The sequence below is a fragment of the Streptomyces sp. NPDC048462 genome, assembly GCF_043200175.1.
Lineage (GTDB): Bacteria > Actinomycetota > Actinomycetes > Streptomycetales > Streptomycetaceae > Streptomyces.
The window spans coordinates 263,643-280,792 of record NZ_JBICXG010000004.1; the positions used below are offsets into that span (position 1 = coordinate 263,643).

Annotated in this window: 16 protein-coding genes; 4 read left to right on the top strand and 12 right to left on the bottom strand. The window is 71.8% G+C overall.

Annotated features, from left to right (window positions below; genetic code table 11):
• Nucleotides 1-6: 6 nt before the first annotated feature.
• Genes ACGFU6_RS09675 through ACGFU6_RS09700 form a run of 6 tightly spaced genes read right to left on the bottom strand, consistent with a single transcriptional unit; the run spans nucleotide 7 to nucleotide 4,131 of the window.
• A complete protein-coding gene (locus ACGFU6_RS09675; protein ID WP_393609380.1) occupies nucleotides 7-1,221 on the bottom strand; it encodes a cytochrome P450 in 1,215 nt (404 codons plus the stop codon).
• Nucleotides 1,218-1,841 (bottom strand): ATP/GTP-binding protein, encoded by a 624-nt coding sequence (locus ACGFU6_RS09680; protein WP_393609381.1) that lies wholly within the window; start codon nucleotides 1,839-1,841, stop codon nucleotides 1,218-1,220. The genes ACGFU6_RS09675 and ACGFU6_RS09680 overlap by 4 nt, the downstream gene beginning before the upstream one ends.
• Nucleotides 1,819-2,172, bottom strand: a complete 354-nt coding sequence (locus tag ACGFU6_RS09685) for a DUF742 domain-containing protein (RefSeq protein WP_393609382.1) — start codon at nucleotides 2,170-2,172, stop codon at nucleotides 1,819-1,821. Before ACGFU6_RS09685 ends, ACGFU6_RS09680 begins: the two co-directional genes overlap by 23 nt.
• Nucleotides 2,169-2,591, bottom strand: coding sequence for a roadblock/LC7 domain-containing protein (locus tag ACGFU6_RS09690; protein ID WP_393609384.1), 423 nt, complete (start codon nucleotides 2,589-2,591; stop codon nucleotides 2,169-2,171). Before ACGFU6_RS09690 ends, ACGFU6_RS09685 begins: the two co-directional genes overlap by 4 nt.
• A 2-nt stretch (nucleotides 2,592-2,593) precedes the next feature.
• A complete protein-coding gene (locus ACGFU6_RS09695; protein ID WP_393609386.1) occupies nucleotides 2,594-4,006 on the bottom strand; it encodes an ATP-binding protein in 1,413 nt (470 codons plus the stop codon).
• Nucleotides 4,006-4,131, bottom strand: coding sequence for a hypothetical protein (locus ACGFU6_RS09700; RefSeq protein WP_393609388.1), 126 nt, complete (start codon nucleotides 4,129-4,131; stop codon nucleotides 4,006-4,008). The genes ACGFU6_RS09695 and ACGFU6_RS09700 overlap by 1 nt, the downstream gene beginning before the upstream one ends.
• Nucleotides 4,132-4,752: 621 nt before the next feature.
• Here ACGFU6_RS09700 and ACGFU6_RS09705 point away from each other — a divergent pair.
• The 4 genes from ACGFU6_RS09705 (at nucleotide 4,753) to ACGFU6_RS09720 (ending at nucleotide 8,833) form a co-directional block, all read left to right on the top strand.
• Entirely contained in the window at nucleotides 4,753-5,661 is a 909-nt protein-coding gene (locus ACGFU6_RS09705; RefSeq protein ID WP_393609389.1) for a helix-turn-helix domain-containing protein, read from the top strand.
• Nucleotides 5,662-5,675: 14 nt separating this feature from the next.
• On the top strand, nucleotides 5,676-5,879 hold the full coding sequence (locus ACGFU6_RS09710; RefSeq protein WP_393609391.1) for a DUF397 domain-containing protein: 204 nt from the start codon (nucleotides 5,676-5,678) through the stop codon (nucleotides 5,877-5,879).
• Between the two features lie 196 nt (nucleotides 5,880-6,075).
• Nucleotides 6,076-7,419 (top strand): helix-turn-helix domain-containing protein, encoded by a 1,344-nt coding sequence (locus ACGFU6_RS09715; RefSeq protein ID WP_393609393.1) that lies wholly within the window; start codon nucleotides 6,076-6,078, stop codon nucleotides 7,417-7,419.
• Nucleotides 7,420-7,606: 187 nt separating this feature from the next.
• Nucleotides 7,607-8,833, top strand: a complete 1,227-nt coding sequence (locus ACGFU6_RS09720; RefSeq protein ID WP_393609395.1) for an FAD-dependent monooxygenase — start codon at nucleotides 7,607-7,609, stop codon at nucleotides 8,831-8,833.
• A 74-nt stretch (nucleotides 8,834-8,907) separates the two neighbouring features.
• Here ACGFU6_RS09720 and ACGFU6_RS09725 read toward each other — a convergent pair whose 3' ends face one another.
• The 6 genes from ACGFU6_RS09725 to ACGFU6_RS09750 form a co-directional block, all read right to left on the bottom strand.
• Nucleotides 8,908-9,636 carry an ABC transporter ATP-binding protein gene (locus tag ACGFU6_RS09725; RefSeq protein ID WP_393609397.1) on the bottom strand — a complete coding sequence of 243 codons (729 nt, stop codon included), beginning with the start codon at nucleotides 9,634-9,636 and terminating at the stop codon, nucleotides 8,908-8,910.
• An 11-nt stretch (nucleotides 9,637-9,647) separates the two neighbouring features.
• Nucleotides 9,648-10,499, bottom strand: coding sequence for an ABC transporter ATP-binding protein (locus ACGFU6_RS09730; RefSeq protein ID WP_393609399.1), 852 nt, complete (start codon nucleotides 10,497-10,499; stop codon nucleotides 9,648-9,650).
• Nucleotides 10,496-12,517, bottom strand: coding sequence for a branched-chain amino acid ABC transporter permease (locus ACGFU6_RS09735; RefSeq protein ID WP_393609401.1), 2,022 nt, complete (start codon nucleotides 12,515-12,517; stop codon nucleotides 10,496-10,498). Before ACGFU6_RS09735 ends, ACGFU6_RS09730 begins: the two co-directional genes overlap by 4 nt.
• 1 nt (nucleotide 12,518) lies before the next feature.
• Complete coding sequence (locus tag ACGFU6_RS09740; protein WP_393609403.1) at nucleotides 12,519-13,721, bottom strand: ABC transporter substrate-binding protein; 1,203 nt, start codon at nucleotides 13,719-13,721, stop codon at nucleotides 12,519-12,521.
• A gap of 97 nt (nucleotides 13,722-13,818) precedes the next feature.
• On the bottom strand, nucleotides 13,819-14,223 hold the full coding sequence (locus ACGFU6_RS09745) for a roadblock/LC7 domain-containing protein (RefSeq protein WP_123527191.1): 405 nt from the start codon (nucleotides 14,221-14,223) through the stop codon (nucleotides 13,819-13,821).
• Nucleotides 14,220-16,670: a nitrate- and nitrite sensing domain-containing protein gene (locus ACGFU6_RS09750; RefSeq protein ID WP_393609405.1), complete on the bottom strand. Its 2,451-nt coding sequence runs from the start codon at nucleotides 16,668-16,670 to the stop codon at nucleotides 14,220-14,222. Before ACGFU6_RS09750 ends, ACGFU6_RS09745 begins: the two co-directional genes overlap by 4 nt.
• Nucleotides 16,671-17,150 lie beyond the last annotated feature (480 nt).

The window sequence follows — 17,150 nt, forward strand, 5'->3', positions numbered from 1 at the left end:
TGCTCCTCAGCGAGTGGCAGGGAAGACGACGGGGAGGGATTCCAGGGCACGGTGGAAAGGACCGGGCCGCCAGCGCACCTCATCGGCCGGAACCGCGAGGTCCATCTCCGGGAAGGCGTCGGCGAGACAGGTGATGGCGGTCTCGGCGATGAGATAGGCGTGGGAACGGGCCGGACAGGTGTGCGGTCCGGTACTCCAGGACAGATGGGCGCGGTTGCCGACGAAGGCCTCCGGCGGGAGTCCTGCGGTGAGCGCCGGGTCGTTGTTGCAGGCGGCCATCGAGATGACGACCGGCTGGTGCGCCGGGAGCAGGGTGCCGTCCACGTCCGCGTCGTAACGCGGATAGCTGATGCAGTAGTTGGCCATCGGCGGGTCCGTGTACAGGACGGTGTCGAGGGCGTCGCGGATCGTGGACTCGGCGGAGTGCAGCGTGGCGGAGAACTCCTCGTCCGTGAGGATCTTCCACCAGGTGTTGACGATGAGGTTGGTCAGCGGTTCGATGCCGGCGCCGTACAGCGTGACGATCTGGTGGCCCATCTCCTCGTCGCTCAGCCCCGCCGGGTGGCCTATCAGCCGGGACGTCACATCGTCCGCCGGATGGTGCCTGCGCAGGCTCACCAGGTCGGCGACCGCCGTGGCGAGGATCTCGTTGCCCCGGACGGCGTCGGTGGTCTCGAAGATGCGCGACATGCCGTCGGCGATCCGGGCGCCGATCTCGTCGGGGCATCCCAGCATCGAGCTCAGGACCCGGAAGGCGATCGGGAAGGCGTACTGAGTGGCGAGATCCGCCCGGCCGGTGGAGCCGAAGCCGGTCACGGCGTCGGCGGCGACCTTCTCCACCAGGGCACGCAGCTCGTGCTGGTCGATCGCGTCGATGCTCGCGGTGTTGGCCGAGCGATAGCGGGAGTGCTCGGTGCCACCGCTGCGCAGGGCGTTGGGCCGCCACTCCATCATCGGCCGCACCGGGCACGACGCCGGTACGTGCTGCTCCCACACCCGGGGATCGGCGGGGAAGCGCAGCGGATCGTTGAGGATGCTGCGCGCCTGGAAGTAGCCGATCACCAGGGTGGCGGGGATGCCCGGGGCCAGTTCGACGGGCGCGAACGCGCCGAAGGCGCGCCGCATCTGCTCGTACGCGGCGTGCGGGTCGGCGGCGAAATCGGGTCCGTACAGGGGATACCGGGCCGGCCCGGTCAGTGGCTCGGTGCTGATGGGGTTCATCGCAAGGGCTCCAGGGGTGCGGCTGGTCGGTGCTCCACGAGGTGGTCCATCAGGGCGACGAGTGCGTGGAGCGAGGAGGTGCGGTCGCGGGCGTCGCAGGTGATGAGCGGCGTGGCGGCGTCCAGGGCGAGGGCCTGGCGGAGTTCGCCCAGGTCGTAGGCGGGGGCGCCGGGGAAGGTGTTGATAGCGACGGCATAGGGGATGCCCTGTGCCTCCAGCAGGCCCAGCGCGCCGTGGCAGGCGTCGAGGTCGCGGGTGTCGGCCAGCACCAGGCACCCGAGTGCCCCTTCGGCCAGGTCCTCCCAGAGCAGCTGGAAACGCTCCTGCCCCGGCAGCCCGAACAGATAGAGGACCAGGCGGCCGTCGGCCAGATGGATGCGGCCGAAGTCCATGCCCACGGTCGTCGTGGTCTTCGCGGGCGTCCCGCTCAGGTCGTCCACATCCGCGCTGTCGACGGTGATGGGCTCCTCCATGCGCAGCGGAGTCACCTCGGACACGCTGCCGATGAAGGTCGTCTTGCCCACGCCGAAGCCCCCGGCGACCACGATCTTGGCGGACTCGGTCACCGCGGCCGGTACGAAGGTGACGGCCGTCGGTTCAGACCAGGTCTCGGAGGCCATCGCGCACCCTTCGCAGGAGGTCGGATTCGGGTCGGTCGGAGACAGCCGCGACGGGACTGGTCAGATGGCCGCTGTCCATCAGGGTGGAGACGAGGATCCGGACCGTGGACGGGGGCATCTGCAGGGCGGCGGCGATGTCCGCGACGGCGAGACCGCCGTGACCGCCGGCGAACAGACCCATTAATCCACGGGCATCGGGGCCGAGCGCGTTCGTCGGGCCGTTCGCGGCGATGACCACGCTTTCCAGGCGCACGTCCTGTCGCGGACGGACCCGTCCCCCGGTGCGTACGTACGGCCTGACCAGATCCGCGTCACGCCGCGGCCCGCTCATGCCGCGGAGCCGCCGTCCGTCTGCGACGGAACGCGTTCCGCGGTGCTCAGCCGCCTGCCCACCTTCACCGCGAGCTGCGCCATCTCGCGGCTGATCAGACCCACGTCCGCGTGCGGATCGGTGGTGCAGACCGACAGCATCGTGTTGTCCCCGGCAGCCGTCGTCAGGCCGATGTTGTCGATGCACTCGATCATCTGCTGGCGGACCCCGCCACCACCGGTGAAGTCGTCCCACGCCTTTCCGGCGGCACGCATGGCGGCCGTCAGCGCGGCGAACTTCTCGCCTTCCTCCTGGCTCATCGTTCTGGTGCGCGCCTTCAGCAGGCCGTCGCTGCTCATCAGCACGGCGAAGCGGACGCCCTCGATCTCACCGAGGTGCTCGTCCAGCAGCCAGCCAAGGGAGTTGATGGTGGTCGACATGGTCAACGTCCTTCGGTCTCAGGGGGAGTGCTCGGCGTGTCGCGGACGCTGCGGGCACCGTTCAGCCAGGCGGTCGCCACCTCGGGCCGGCCGGGCTCCACGGGCGCCGCGGCGGCGGCGTGGCGTCGGGAGGGCGGCGCGGACCGCCTGCGGACCGTCAGCCCGCTCACCGTGGTCGAGGACTCCGCCGGTACGGGTTCGGGGGCCCGGACGGGCTCGGCGACGGGGGCCGGTTCGGCGACGGGAGCGTGCCCGGCCACGGGAGCCGGTGCGGGGGCGGCCGGGGCCTGCCCGCGGCGCGGCGCGGGCGGGGCGGCGGGGACGGCCGGCCGGGGGGCCGGCGGCGCGGTGAGCAGCTTCTGCGGCAGGACGATGAAGGCGCGCGTACCGCCGTAGACGTTGGGGGCCGTCACCTCGACGCGGTATCCGTAGGACGCGGCGAGGACGCCGGCCACGCGCAGACCGGTCTGCGGGTAGGCGCCCAGCTTCGTGATGTCGTCCCGCTCCTCGCTGGACATCACCCGGCGGGCCCACTCCAGCCGCTCGTCCTCCATGCGCAGCCCCGCATCGTCCACGATCAGGAAGACCGCGTCGTTGCCGTGCTCCAGGGAGACGTGCACACGGGTGTTGGGCGCCGAGTAGCGCAGGGCGTTGTCCAGCAGGATCGCGAGGGTGTGGATCACCGCTTCCACTGCCCGGCTCTCCACCGCGAAGGTGTTCATGTCCGCGTGCTGCACCCGCTGGAAGCCCTCGACCCGGCCCATCGCGGAGCGCACGATCTCGCCGAGCGCGGTCACCGGGTGGCGCCGCGAGAGCTTGTCGCCCGCCAGCACCGAGTAGCCGCTGGCCGTCAGCAGCATCTGCTGGGCCAGGTGGTCGATCTCGACCAGGGTCTCGTACGCGTCGTCCGAGACGTGCTGACGCACCCCGGCACTGACCTTGGTGCCCAGCTTCGACGCCCGGTGGACCGTACCCGCGGCGAAGGACCTCACGGCCGCCCGTGCGACGTCGACGGCCTCCTTGCGTACGTGGGCGACCTGCTCGGCGGTCTCGCGGCGGGCCAGTTCGATCCGCTCCTCGGCCGCTCTCCCGGCCAGGGCGACGGTGTGCGAGTGCTGTGCGGCCAGCGCCCCGACGGCCTCGGCGACGGGGTTGCCGGCCAGCTGCGGCGGAACGGTCACCTCGATACCGCGCGCCTCGCCCGCCCCGGCTCCGTCGGCCGGGGCGGGGACGGCGGTGGTCGCCAGGTGCCTCACGAAGTACTCGGTCATCTGTATCTGTTGGGCGAGCCGCTCGGAGTGCTCGTGCAGCTGGCCGGCCCGTTGTTCCGCCCGGCGTGCCGCGCCGCGGAAACGGACCGCCAGCACCGAGACGGCCACTGCCAGCACCGCGAGAACCAGCGTCAGCGCAAGCATCAGACCCCCGGGAACGTGATGGAGGCGGCTGCCCGGCCGGCCCGGCCGTCGTCACGGACGTGTGCTCCGGTCTGCGTGCCGCCGGTCGGGAAGTGCTGCTCGATACGCGGGAGATGGCGTTTCATGATGTCCGTACTCCGTAGTGCCGGGGTAACCGGGTCTGTGGGCCGGGGCCGCCGGGGCGGCCTGCGGATGGCATGGTGCGGGCGCGCGGCCCGGTGGTTCGCGGGGCTGTCGGCAGGGAACGGCGGGAGGCGCGGCACGACCGTGCGAGGGTCGGGGGCATCACACTCTCCGCGGGGCGCGATCAGCCGGCCGGGACGGGCCGACGGCTCTGCGCCGTGGGGTGTGTTCGCCGTCAGCGCCGGGCGCGCACGGGCAGCCTGTGCGCGACGGGGCGGCCGGCCTCCAGCGGGCGGCGGGGCGAGCTCTCAGGACCTCGCGGCGATGAGCCGCTGCGCGGTTGCTCGTAGGGTGGCCCATCGCGGAAGTCCTTGTAGTGGAGACGATCGACGCCAGGTCACTCGGAACGGGTTCGAAGTGACCTGTGTTTCTAACGAGGTTCCTGCCGAGTTGGAGTATGGCCCTGGATCTCTCCCGGTGTAACGCTCGCTGGGTAAGTGTCCGCATGAGCGTTGCGTGTACGGGCGCGGCGGCAGCGCGATCCTGGTGCCGCACGGTAACTTCCTTGTGGCTGTTACGCGCCGGCGGGGAGGCCGGGGCGGCATGTCCAAGGGGGTAGTGCCATGACCGAAGGGCTGACGGTGCCGGCCGGGGCCGCGGATCCCGCCGCGGGAATGGGACCGGTCACGCGACGGCGGCAGCTCGGAGTCCGGCTGCTCGCCCTGCGCGACACCTGCGGGCTGTCGGCCGAGGAGGCGGGCGAGCGCGCCGGGGTCTCGAAGGCGACGGTCAGCCGGTACGAGCGCGCCAAGGGGAACGTGCGGTGGAACCAGGTCGACCAGCTCTGCCGCGCGTACGGTGCCTCCGACGAGGAGCGTCAGCGCCTCGTCGAACTGGCCAAGAACAGCCGGGACACCGAAGTCTGGTGGATCCCGTTCGCCGCGAAGCTCCCGGACCGGATGCGGATGCTGCTCGCCCTGGAGAACGAGGCGTCGCGCATCAGGCACCACACCGTGGGCGTGGTGCCCGGCCTGCTCCAGACGCCGGGGTACGCCCAGGAGATCAAGGCCACCCCCGGGAACACCTTCCCGCCGCAGGACCTCCAGGAGTTCCTGCGGATCCGCATGCTGCGTCAGCGGATCCTGGACCGTGCGACGCCGCCGGCCTACCACGTCGTCCTGGACGAGGCGGTCGTCCGGCGCAGGGTCGGGAGCGGTGAGGTCATGGCGGCCCAGCTCGACCATCTGCTCGCCCGGGGACGGGAGCCGAACATCAGCATCCAGGTGCTGCCGTTCTCGGCGGGTGCGTACAGCGCCGCGCTCAGCACGTTCATCGTCTTCGGCGGCCCCGATCCCTCCCTGGACGTCGTCTTCCTGGAGAACCAGAGCGGTTCGCTGTTCCTGGAGGAACCCCTGGCGTTGAAGCAGTACGCCGAGGCGATGGCCTTCCTGCGCCAGGAGGCACTGGACACGGCCGCCTCCGCCGAACTGATCGCCGAGGCGAGCACGACGCACCTGCGAAACCGGAAGTAACGAGGAGTTTGCGCATGGCCCGACAGATCCGCCCCGAGTTCTTCAAGAGCAGCTACAGCGCCAACGCCGACGGGGAGTGCGTCGAATGCTCCGAGTGGCAGCACGCGTTCCTCGTGCGTGACTCGAAGACGTCCGACGGCGCGGTCCTCAGCTTCACGCACCCCGCGTGGGGAGAGTTCGCCGCAGCGCTGCGCTGCGGCGGCCCCCAACCCCGCTGACCTGCGGCCCTGTTCGCAGGGCCCGGCCTTGCGGTGGCGACGCGGGCGGCCGACTCCCGCCCGCCGCGGCCCGATCACAGCGGTCCTGCCGGAATCACCCTGCCCGCTCTCCTGGTTACAGTATTCAGTCCGAGCAGGACATGGCCGGGGCAGGATCAGCCGCATCGGCCGATGATGATGCAGACAGTCCGCAACCGTGGCAGCTGTCCGCATCACGGCGCCGATGGAAGAGGAAATGCCGCAGAAGCCGAAGCTCCTGGACGACACCGAGTCCGCACGCGCCTGGTGGGGCAAGGAACTCCGTAACTGGCGGAACGTCAGATCGCTCTCCTCGAAGGGGCTGGGCAAGAGAGTCCACCTCAGCGGCACGATGATCGAGCGCATCGAGAAGAACGAGCGCCTGTGCGACGCCGGACTGGCCCGCAGGCTCGACGATGCCCTGGAGGCCGGTGGAGCCCTGCGACGGCTGTGGCGCCTGGTCGAGGAGGAGGCCGCCGGGCGGTCCGACGATGCGGACAGCTTAGTTCCGGTGCACCGGCCGGCCGGAGAGGCCGGGCAGGTCGAGTGGGTGTTCGACGGGCATCCGCCCGGCCTCGTCGGCCCGAGGCGTGCCGAACCCCCCTCGGTCGTCCGCCCCGAGGACATCGCCCAAGTGCTCGCCGCTGCCGCGGTCATCGCCGAGTGGGACAACCTCTACGGGGGCGGCGGCATCGTGCGCAGCTCCCTGTACGGCCAACTGCACTGGGCGCGGGGCCTCCTCGCCGCCGACTGCCCGTCCGCGCTGGAGGCGGAGCTGTTCGCCGCGGTCGGGAGACTGTCCGTCGTGCTGGGGGCGAGCGCCTTCGACGCGTACGAGCACGAGGACGCGACCCGGCTCCTGCGGTTCGGCCGCTGGTGCGCCGAACGCGCCGATGACTGGCATCTGAGAGCAGCCGCCCTTAACTGGCTCTCCCGGCAGTCCATTTGGTGCGGCATGCCGGACGAGGGGCTCACCCACGCGGAGGACGGGCTGGTGCGCGCGGACCGCCTCACCCCCCGGGAACAGGCCATGCTGCACAACGCCCGTGCCCGAGCGTGGGCGAAGATGCGGCGCCCCGGCCAGGCCATGGCCGCCATCGACCGCTCCGACGAGGTCTTCGGCGCGGTCAGGGAGAACGAGGACGTCGTCTGGATGAGCTTCTACGACGACGCGCAGCACCACGGCGACACCGGGCACGCCGCCTTCGATCTGACGCTGCTCTCCGGGCAGTCGCCCGCGGTGGCGACGGCCAGGCTCACGAAGGCGATGGACGGGTACACCGACGCCTATGTGCGCTCGCGCGCGCTCTGCGGTACCAAGCTCGCCACACTGATCATGGCGACGGGCGACCCGGGCGATGCCCTGACGGTGGCTCACCGGGCCCTGGACGAGCTGGGGCGCCTGCGCTCGAACCGTGCGGTCGAGGACGTGATGGACCTGTCCAAGGAGTGCCGGCGCTACGCCGACGACGCGGAGGTCGTCGCGCTGCGGGAACGGATCGCGGCCGCCGTCCGCTCATGAGCGCCCCACGGGCCGGGCCGGTGTGCGGGGCTCACCGGCCGACGTCCGCTGGATAGGATTCCCTCCGTGCCCTGACCTACCGAAACAGCACAACGAGCCTCAGTGCTTGTGGATTTCCGACCGGTCGAGCCGACGCGGCAGAGCCCCCGAACGGCGGCCGGAACGCCAAGTGAGTGGAGTACCAGTCATGCGTGGAGGCAGCATCGCCGTGGTCGGCGGCAGCATAGGGGGGTGTGCCGCGGCCCTGGCCGCGTCGCGCGGGGGAGCCGGCGAGGTCACCGTCTTCGAACGTGCGGACGCCGAACTCCGCGACAGGGGTGTGGGTATCGCCCTGCACAGCGACCGCTACGACGAGCTGAGGGACGCCGGGTACGTGGCCCCCGAGATGCCCTGGGCGCCGCTGAACCGGCGGGTGTGGAGCGTGCGCGAGGGCGACGCGGAGCACGGCCGGGCCGTCGGCGAGCAGCCGTTCCCCTTCCGGGCCTACAACTGGGGTTCGCTGTGGAGCGAGTTGCGCCGCCGGGTGCCCGATGACGTCACCTACCGGTCCGGCTCCGTGGTCTCCGCCGTGCAGCCGGACCCGGACGGTGTGACGCTGCGTCTGGCCGACGGCCACGAGCAGCGCTTCGACGTCGTGATCGGTGCCGACGGCTACCGCTCCGTCGTCCGCGAGGCCATGTTTCCCGGCACCGGGGCGACGTACGCCGGATACATCGGCTGGCGCGGCACCTCGCCGGACGTCGAGGGGCTCCCCTCGGACGGCATGTCCGCGCACAACGTCGTCTTCCCCGGCGGCCACTGCATGATCTACCGCATCCCGGACGGCACCGGCGGACACCGGCTCAACTGGGTGCTCTACACCGTGCCCCCGCAGACCGACGCCCTCCAGGCCGACCTGCGGACGCCCACCTCGCTGCCGCCGGGCCGTCTGAACGCCGAACTCACCGCACACCTGCGTGCCCTGGTCGCGGACAACTTCCCGCCGTACTGGGCGGCCAGGGTCCTGAGCACGCCCGCCGAGACCACCTTCATCCAGCCGATCTACGACCTGGAGGTGCCGCACTACACCTCCGGCCGGATGCTGCTCGTCGGCGACGCGGCCAGCGTCGCCCGGCCGCACATCGGCGGCGGCAGCGTGAAGGCGCTCCAGGACGCCACCGCCCTGGAGGCCGCCTGGCTGGCCGGGGACAGCTGGAAAGAGGTGCTGGAACGGTACGACTCCGGCCGTGGCGCCGTCGGGGCGGCCATGGTCGCGCTCGCCCGGAGGATGGGCAGCGCGCAGGTCGAGAACACACCGGACTGGTCCGCCATGGAACAGCCGGAGTTCGACGCCTGGTGGCAGGACCAGAACAGCGGCTCCGACCGGCGCAGCGGCTTCGGCGGCCACAGCATGAAGGCGGGACAGGCCGGCTAGGACGGCTGGTCCGGAGCGTTACGGGGGCGGTGACCGCACATGGCCACCGCCCCCGGCTGTGCCCGGGACCGCCTTCAGGGGGCCGTCGGCACGAGTTCGAGCGCGGCATGCAGGGCGCCCGCGTCGGCGCGCGCGTCCGCGCCCTCGAGACGGAGCGTGGTCCGCCCCGACGTGAGCACCGTGAGTGTGTCGGCGCACTCGGCCGCCTGCGCCGGGCTGGGGGACACCAGCAGTACGGCGATGCCCTCACCGGCCAGCGTGGGGACCAGCTCGTGGACCTGGCGGACGAGGGCGGGCGCGAGGCCCTCGGTCGGCTCGTCGAGCAGCAGCACGCTCGGTGAGCTGAGCAGCGCGCGGGCCAGGGCGAGCATCTGCTGCTCGCCGCCCGACAGATCCGCTCCCCGGTTGCCCCGGCGCTCGCCCAGCCGGGGGAGCAGCTCAAGCACCCGGGCGGGCGTCCACACGCTCGGGCGCGCGGTGTCGCCCCGGCGCGGCGGGCGGTAGGACAGCCGCAGGTGTTCGGCGACGGTGAGCCCGGCGAAGACCCTGCGGCCCTGCGGCACGAGGCCGATACCGGCACGGGCGATCCGGTGCGCGGGCCGGCCCGTCAGGTCCCGGCCGTCGAGCCGTACGGTGCCGGCCCCGGGCCGCATCAGACCGGCCACGGTGTGGACGAGGGTGGTCTTGCCCGCGCCGTTGTGGCCGACGACGGCGTGGACCGTGCCGGCGGGCACCGCCAGGTCGACCCCGTGCAGGACGGTGCCGCCGTGGTAGCCCGCGGTGAGGCCGGTGAGTTCGAGCATCGTGGACCGGGTCATCCTCTCGCGTCGGTGGTGGACGGCCCGGCGACAGCGGCGCCGGAGCCCGCCGCCTCGTTCCGTGCCCGGCCCGCCGCCGTGCCGGTGTTGTGGTAGGCGTCGCGGACCTCGGGGTGGGCGAGCGCCTCCCGGGTCGGCCCCGTGACCAGGACCCGCCCGGCCGCCAGCACGGTGACCGACGTGGCCAGTTGGGCGACGACCTCGACGTGGTGCTCGACCAGGATGATCGCGACGCTGTCCGGCAGGCCGCCCAGGATGCCGAGGAGCCGGCCGATGTCACCGTCGGTCAGACCGGCTGCGGGCTCGTCCAGGAGGAGCAGCCGCGGGTCCCCGGCCAGCGCGGCGGCGAGGTCGAGCATGCGGCGCTGCCCGTGGGAGAGCGTGGCGGCGGGCCGGTGCGCGAGGTCCGCGAGGCCGACGGTCTCCAGGTGACGGCCCGCGGCCTCGGCGTGCAGCCGGTAGCGGGACGGGCTGCGCCAGGCCCCCCGGCGCTTCGGGTGGTGCGGCCAGCCGGCCAGTACGACGTTGTCCAGCACCGTCAGCTCGGAGATCACCGTCGGCTGCTGGAAGCTGCGGGCGATGCCGAGACGGCTGCGTCTGGCGGTGGCCGTCCGGGTGATGTCCGTGCCGTTCAGGGCGATGGTGCCGTGGTCGGCCCGGTCCGTACCCGCGATGAGGTTGAGCAGCGTGGTCTTGCCGGCGCCGTTGGGGCCGATGACGGCGTGCCGGGCGCCGGCGGGGAGCCGCAGGCTGACGTCGTCCACGGCGGTGAGGCTGCCGTAACTGCGGCTGAGACGGTCGAGATCCAGCACCGGGGGCGGCGGTGCCGCGGTCTTCGCGGACGTCATGGGGAGACCTTCCCGGCGGCGGGCGGGGCGGATGCGGGCGTGGTGGTGGCCGGGTGCCGGCCGTCCGGCGCCGGCCCGCCCCGGCCGGGTCCGCCGAGCAGACCGGCCAGACCCCGGGGCAGCAGGTACACGGCGGCGATGAACAGCGCACCGAGCAGCAGCGGCCCGTGGCCGGGCCACGAACCGGCGACCCAGTCCCGGGTGAAGACGATGAGTCCGGCACCCAGCAGAGCGCCGATCACCGAGGTCGTGCCGCCGATGACGGTCGCCAGCAGCGCGAACGCGGCGATCTCGAATCCGACGTCGGCGGGGGAGAGGTACTGCTGGACGCTGACCATCAGCGAGCCGCCGACCCCGGCCAGTGCGCCGGCGCAGACGTGCGCCACCAGCAGGTAGCGCCCCACGGGGTGCCCCGAGGCGCGCATCCGCGCCTCGGCGCCCCGGGTGCCGGTCAGCAGCTTCCCGGCCGGGGAGCGCAGCACCAGCAGCGTGACGGCGACGGAGACGACGGCGACGACGAGCGCGTAGTTGTAGAGGTCGCTCTCGTCGGTCATCCCCGCACCGCCCCACAACGCCCGGGTGGAGGGGAATCCGACGAGACCGTCGGCGCCACCGGTGACGGACTTGACCTGGTTGATGACCGCGCCGGTCAGCTCACCGACGGCAAGCGTGATCATCAGCACCGTGGTGCCGCGGGCCCGGATCACGGCGGGCCCCGTCACCGCCGAGAACACCGCTGCGGCGAGCGCCGAGAGGACGATCTGGACGGGCCCCACCGTCCACCCGGCGTCCGCGAGGTTCGCGGTGGCGTACGCGCCCACGGCGAACGGCGCGGTCTGCCCGAGCGTGGGCAGCCCGGCGTAGCCGGTGAGGATGGTGACGCTGACCGCGAGGAGCCCCAGAGCCAGCGCGGAGCCGGCCAGCGAGATGCTGTACGAGTCGAGGATCGCCGGCAGCGCGATCAGCAGTGCGAGCAGCACGAGCAGCGGGACGGCCTGCCGCCACGCGGGCCCGCGCACCGGCCGGGCGGGCTCGGTCACGGCGGCGGGCCCGGTCGCCGTCGCGGCGGCGGTCCGGCGCGCCCTCAGCCGTGCGGCGAGGTGGCGGCGCAGCCGGGCGACCGGGTCCGGGTCGGGGTCCTGCGGGCCGTGCGCCGTCGCCGGCTCCGCGAAGCGGGAGCGGAACACCAGCACGGCCGCCATCGCGGCGAAGAGCAGGTACGGGGCCAGGTCCGGCAGCACCGAGACGCCGAGCGTCTGCACCTCGCCCACGACGATCGCCGCCGCCACCGTCGCCCACAGCGAGCGCAGCCCGCCGAGGACGACGACCACGAGGGACAGCATGAGCACGTTCTCCGAGGTCCCGGGCCCGGGGCCGATGATCGGCGCCCCCAGCACTCCCGCCGCACCGGCCAGCGCCCCCGCCGCCGCGAGGACGCCGGTGTGAACCGCCCGGGGGCTGCGGCCGGTCGCGGCGAGCATCTGCGGATCGTCGGCACAGGCCCGCGCCGCCGCCCCCACACGGGTCCGGGTCAGCACCCACGTACCGAGCACCGCCAGCAGCAGGGCCATCACGATGAAGCAGAGCCGGTAGGCGGGGTAACGGTGGCCCAGCAGCCGCACCGAGGTGTCGAGCGCCTCGGGGACGCGTACCGGGAGCTCGTCCGCCCCGAAGAGCTGGATGAGCAGATCACCGCCGACGAGCGCGATCCCGAACGTCAGCAGTGCCTGAGCGAGATGCCCACGACGGGCGAGCGGGACCGTCGCGGCGGACAGCCCCGCCCCCGCGAGGCCCGCCGCCGCGGTTCCGGCGGCCAGCCCGAGGACGAGGCCGCCCCAGGTCCCGTCGCTCAGCTCGGCGCCCGTGTAGGCGCCGATCGCGTACAGCGTGCCGTGCGACAGGTTGAGCACGCCCGCGGTGCCGAACGCGAGACTCAGGCCGGCGGAGACCACGAACAGCAGCAGCCCGTAGGCCACGCCGTCCACCGCCGGCACGAGGTGGGCATCAAGGAGCTCCATGTCAGCCGCCGAGCGTCGCCAGGTCCTGGACCATGACGTTGGCCAGCTGGTTGCCGTCCGGCCGCACCTGACGCAGGTACCAGGTCTGCACCGGCGAGTGCGCCTTCTCGCTGAACTCCCAGGCGCCGCGCGGACTGTCGATCTGACCCAGGCCGGAGATCGCCTTGTTGATGGTCTGCGACGTCACGTCACCGTCCTTCGCCGCGTCGGCGATCGCCTTGTCCAGCACGGCGGCCGCGTCGTAGGACGACATCGCGTACGTGGTCGGCTGGGTGTCGTACTCGGCCGTCCAGTCGGCGGCGAACTTGCGGTTGGCCGCGTTGTCGAGGTCGGGGGCGTAGTTCAGGACCGAGTAGATGTCCTTCGCCGCCTTGCCCTGCGCCTGAAGGACACTGCCCTCGGTGACGAACGCCGTGTACAGCGGCAGGTCGGCGATGTCGGACTGCGCGTACTGCTTGGCGAAGTCGATCGCGGCCTTGCCCGCGTAGAAGCAGTACACCGCCTTGGCGTCGGTCTTGGCGATGTCGGCGAAGTACGGCATGAAGTTGGTCGTCTTCGGGAACGGCGTCCAGGTGGTCTTGCCGTCCGGGTTGGCGAGCTTCCCCTTGATCCGCTCGAACTCCTTGGTGAAGCCGCGCAGCTCGTCGTAACCGCCCTGGTAGTCCGGGCCGATCGCGTAGACCGGTCCGTCCACCTTCTCCTTGACGTACGGGGCGATGGCCTTGCCCGGTTCGTCGGACATGAAGCTCGTCGTCCACACGTACTCGAGGTCCTTGACGGGCGGCCGGGCGTTCGACCCCAGGAACGGGATCTTGGCCTGGTCGACCAGCGGCAGCACCGCGTTGACCGAGCCACCGCTGACGAGGCCCGTCAGTACGTCGACCTTGTCCTTCTTGACCAGCTTGGTGGCGGCGGGAACGGCGGTCGGGGGGCCGTCGCCCTCGTCCGCCACGACGAGCTCGACCTTGCGCCCGCCCAGCTTGTTGTCATGCGTCTTCAGATAGAGCTCGAAGCCGGCTCGCAGGTCCGTTCCGACCGGCTTGTAGGTACCGGACAGCGAGGCCACCAGGCCGACCTTCACCGTGTCGCCGCCGGAGCCGCTGTCGCTGCTGCACCCGCTGACGGCTGCCAGGCCGAGGGCGAGGGCGGCAGCGCACACCGGCCGGAGTCTGCGGTGACGTGGGCTGGATATATCGAAGAACATGAGGGCTCTCATCGCGAGGAGTGGGTGGAACGGGCTGACTCGGCCGCCGAGCGGAACGGACGGACGCGTCGGGGTGGCGGTGGGGGACCGCCGGTACTCAGTGCGTGGGCGAGATGCTCGGGGCGCGGACGTGGGGAGACAGCGCGTCGCCGACCTGGTTGATCAGTTCGGACATCATGTAGCTGACCTCGCCGATGTCCGCGTCCCTGGTGGTGGTCACCAGGAGCGAGGCGCCGCTGGAGACTGCCATCGAGAACATGTAGCCGCCCTCCATCGCGGTGAGGCTGTGCTCGACGGGGTCCGTGTTCGTCAACTGGGCTGCGGCGGAGAGCAGGTTGACGACGCCGGAGGCGATGGCCGCCAGCCGGTCGGCGTCGTCACGCTCCACACCGGTGTAGGCCAGCGCGAGTCCGTCCACGGACACGGCTATCGCCTGGGTGACCTCCGGAATGCGTCCGGCGAAGTCGCTCAGGATCCAGCTCAGGTCGGTGGGTGAGGTCATTTCTTGGTCCGTTCGGTGTTGTCGTCGGTGGCGGAACGCCCGCGGGGGTTCGTACTCCGGTTGATCCCCTGGGCGTAGGCCGCGAGGACGTCGGAGACCTGCCGGGAGTCCCGGCGGCGGGGCGACGGCCGCGGTGCGGCGGCGCCGGACCGCTGATCGGTGCCGCCCCGTTTGCCCAGGCTGGGCCACTGCTGGGGCGTGTTGCGCTGCCTCAGGGGCAGGCCGGACGCGCTGACTCCCGCGACGCGTGAGACGGGTTCGTCATGCACGGGATGCGGAGCCGGCGTGGTGGCGCGCTCGCGCCCGTCGGTGGCGGAACCCGCGTCGTGGGCGCCGGCGGACGAGGCGTCCCCGTCGCCCGGATGGCCGGACCTCGCCGCGCCCGAAGGGGCACCGCCTGCCCGGACGCCGGCACCCGCGCCGACGGGCCGGACCGGCCGCCCGGCCACATCGCCCGGCTGCCTGCGGACCGGCTGTCCGAGTGCGCCGACCGGACGCGGCGCCTCGTAGCGGACGCCACCGCCGCGTTCCTCGCCCGGCGTGCCCGGTGCCGTCTCCTGCGGGATCTCGGTCAGCACGTTCGCCGGCAGGGTGACCTCGGCGATGGTGCCGGGACCGGAGGAGTCACGCAGTTCGACAACGATGCCGTGACGCGCCGAGAGCCGTGCCACCACGTGCAGACCCATGGACCGGACGTCCCCGATGCCTGCCTGCGGCTCGCGCAGCGCGGCGTTGTGGACGGCCCGGCGCTCCGGCGTGATCCCCACACCCTCGTCGACGATCTGCACGACGGCCCGGTCCCACAGCCGCCACACGGCGACCCCGACCTGTGCGTCGGGAGGTGAGAACCGGGTCGCGTTGTCGAGGAGTTCGGCCAGGACGTGCGCCACGTCGTGCACCGCACGGGCGGCGATGCCGATACCCGCTTCGACGACGCCGAGGGACACGCGGTCGAATCGCTCGATCTGCTGGGCCGCCGCCACGATGACCGTGGAGCAGCCGATGTCGGCCGAACGCACCCGGGCGTTGCCGTAACCACCCAGTACCAGGAGGTTGTTGGTATTGCGCTCCATGCGGATGGCGAGGTGGTCGAGGGCGAAGAGCGTCTGCATGCGGTCGGGGTCGGCCTCGTCGCGCTGCACGGTGTCGAGCTCGGACACCATGACACTGGTCAGCTGTGCGCCCCTTCGGGCCACGCGGACCAGGGTCTCCGCGAACTGTTCGTGCACCCGGGCCTGTTGAGCGGCGAGCCGGACGGCCTCGTGATGAACGGCGTTGAACGCCTCGCCGACCTCACCGATCTCGTCCCCGCCCGTGGTCTTGACCGGGTTGCCCGACCGCTCGGCGACCTCCTCGGGTGTGGAGCCGCTCAGCGCGCCCGGCCGGGACAGCTCGGTCATCACGGCGGGGAGCGCGGTGTGGGCCACCTCGTGCGCGGCGTTGCGCAGATCGCGCAGCCGCCGGATCATGACGCGCCCCAGCCGGACGGCGACGACGACGACGCCCACGAGGGTCAGCAGTACCAGGGCGACCTCGGCACCGGCGGTCCACAGGAGCCTGGTGCGCTCCTTGGAGACCGTCACGATGACGGACGCGTCGATCCGCTTCTCCACCGAACGCAGCAGCGTCTGGCGGTCGTCGGAGGCCTTCTGCCACTCCTGGGCGGTGACGTCGATGTCCTTGCTGGTGCCCGTGCGCCCGATCCGGTCCTCCAGCTCGCGGGCCGCCAGTGCCTTCGGGCCGGAGAGCGTGCGCTCCAGCCAGGTCCGCCACTCGGCGGGGCCGAGGCCGTACATGGCGCCGGTCGACTCCGTGTAGCCCAGCCGGCTGGCGTCGAAGGTGCGCTGCGAGGCGATGGTGAAGCCGCCCGCGGCCTGCGCCCTCATCACGGTGACCTGCTGCTGAGCCGTGTGCTCGGTGGCCTCGGACAGGGCGGCGGCGGCGCGGATGCGGTCCGCGATGTCGGCGTCGACCCCGTCGGCCTGCGCGATGCCGTCGCGGTAGCCGTTGAGGTCGGCGATGACGATCCGGTAGCCGAAGGCGAGCGCGGAGATGGTCGTGCTGCCCGAGCGCACCTGCGCACGCAGGGCGGGCAGTTCTTCCACGAAGCGCTGGATTCGGGTCAGTGCGGTCTGTGCGCTGCCGGGTACCTCGGACAGCTGACCGGTCCTGCTGTTGAAGGCGGTGATGCTCTCGTCGGTCGCGTTGGAACTCTTCATGAACGCGTCCGCTGATCCCTGCTTGGAGACCAGCGCGGTGGCGGTGGCCCGCTCCCGCTGTAACTGATGGGTCAGATCACCCGCGACGGCGGCGACATCGACCATCTCCGTCAGCCGGTCGGCCTGGAGCGCCTGGGTGGTCGCCGGAGCGAGGGCGAGGACCGAGAAGGTGACCGCGACCGTGAGGGGCGCGGTGACGAGCAGGACAAGACGACGATTGATTTTCACTGCGCGGCTCCATCACCGGAACCGGTGCTGAGTATCGGTGACACACAGATACCTGTTAACGGAGTGTGGGGGTGTGGGGTGCTGGTATGGACGTTGGTGCATCGTGTGCACAGTTGCAGTTGGGACAGGAGGGGCGGGCGGGACCCCGGTGGCGCGGCTTGATCCTATGCCGTGGCACGCAACTACCGACGCGTACATCGGCGAAAGTTTGCGCTCACGCAGCAATGCGGAAGCGGTCCAACTCGATCACAATTGCTCAGAAGATGTACCCAGCGAGCACAAGCGGAATCTCATCAGCGCCTCGACTGGAACACTGTGACCGGCATGATGTCCGCAACTGATGAGCTGTCAGATATGTATGCGGAATACGCTCTTGATCCAGCCGGCCGTGCGGTGAGAAGCCGGCGGTTGTCGGTGCGCCGTTGTGGAAAGGTTAGATCCGATTAACGATGGTGACCGTCCCGGACGGGCTGTTGTCCG

Bases quoted from the DNA above. Each gene is read 5' to 3' on its own strand.
- ACGFU6_RS09675 (WP_393609380.1), bottom strand. From the start codon at position 1,221: ATGAACCCCATCAGCACCGAGCCACTGACCGGGCCGGCCCGGTATCCC.
- ACGFU6_RS09680 (WP_393609381.1), bottom strand. From the start codon at position 1,841: ATGGCCTCCGAGACCTGGTCTGAACCGACGGCCGTCACCTTCGTACCG.
- ACGFU6_RS09685 (WP_393609382.1), bottom strand. From the start codon at position 2,172: ATGAGCGGGCCGCGGCGTGACGCGGATCTGGTCAGGCCGTACGTACGC.
- ACGFU6_RS09690 (WP_393609384.1), bottom strand. From the start codon at position 2,591: ATGTCGACCACCATCAACTCCCTTGGCTGGCTGCTGGACGAGCACCTC.
- ACGFU6_RS09695 (WP_393609386.1), bottom strand. From the start codon at position 4,006: ATGCTTGCGCTGACGCTGGTTCTCGCGGTGCTGGCAGTGGCCGTCTCG.
- ACGFU6_RS09700 (WP_393609388.1), bottom strand. From the start codon at position 4,131: ATGAAACGCCATCTCCCGCGTATCGAGCAGCACTTCCCGACCGGCGGC.
- ACGFU6_RS09705 (WP_393609389.1), top strand. From the start codon at position 4,753: ATGACCGAAGGGCTGACGGTGCCGGCCGGGGCCGCGGATCCCGCCGCG.
- ACGFU6_RS09710 (WP_393609391.1), top strand. From the start codon at position 5,676: ATGGCCCGACAGATCCGCCCCGAGTTCTTCAAGAGCAGCTACAGCGCC.
- ACGFU6_RS09720 (WP_393609395.1), top strand. From the start codon at position 7,607: ATGCGTGGAGGCAGCATCGCCGTGGTCGGCGGCAGCATAGGGGGGTGT.
- ACGFU6_RS09725 (WP_393609397.1), bottom strand. From the start codon at position 9,636: ATGCTCGAACTCACCGGCCTCACCGCGGGCTACCACGGCGGCACCGTC.
- ACGFU6_RS09730 (WP_393609399.1), bottom strand. From the start codon at position 10,499: ATGACGTCCGCGAAGACCGCGGCACCGCCGCCCCCGGTGCTGGATCTC.
- ACGFU6_RS09735 (WP_393609401.1), bottom strand. From the start codon at position 12,517: ATGGAGCTCCTTGATGCCCACCTCGTGCCGGCGGTGGACGGCGTGGCC.
- ACGFU6_RS09740 (WP_393609403.1), bottom strand. From the start codon at position 13,721: ATGTTCTTCGATATATCCAGCCCACGTCACCGCAGACTCCGGCCGGTG.
- ACGFU6_RS09745 (WP_123527191.1), bottom strand. From the start codon at position 14,223: ATGACCTCACCCACCGACCTGAGCTGGATCCTGAGCGACTTCGCCGGA.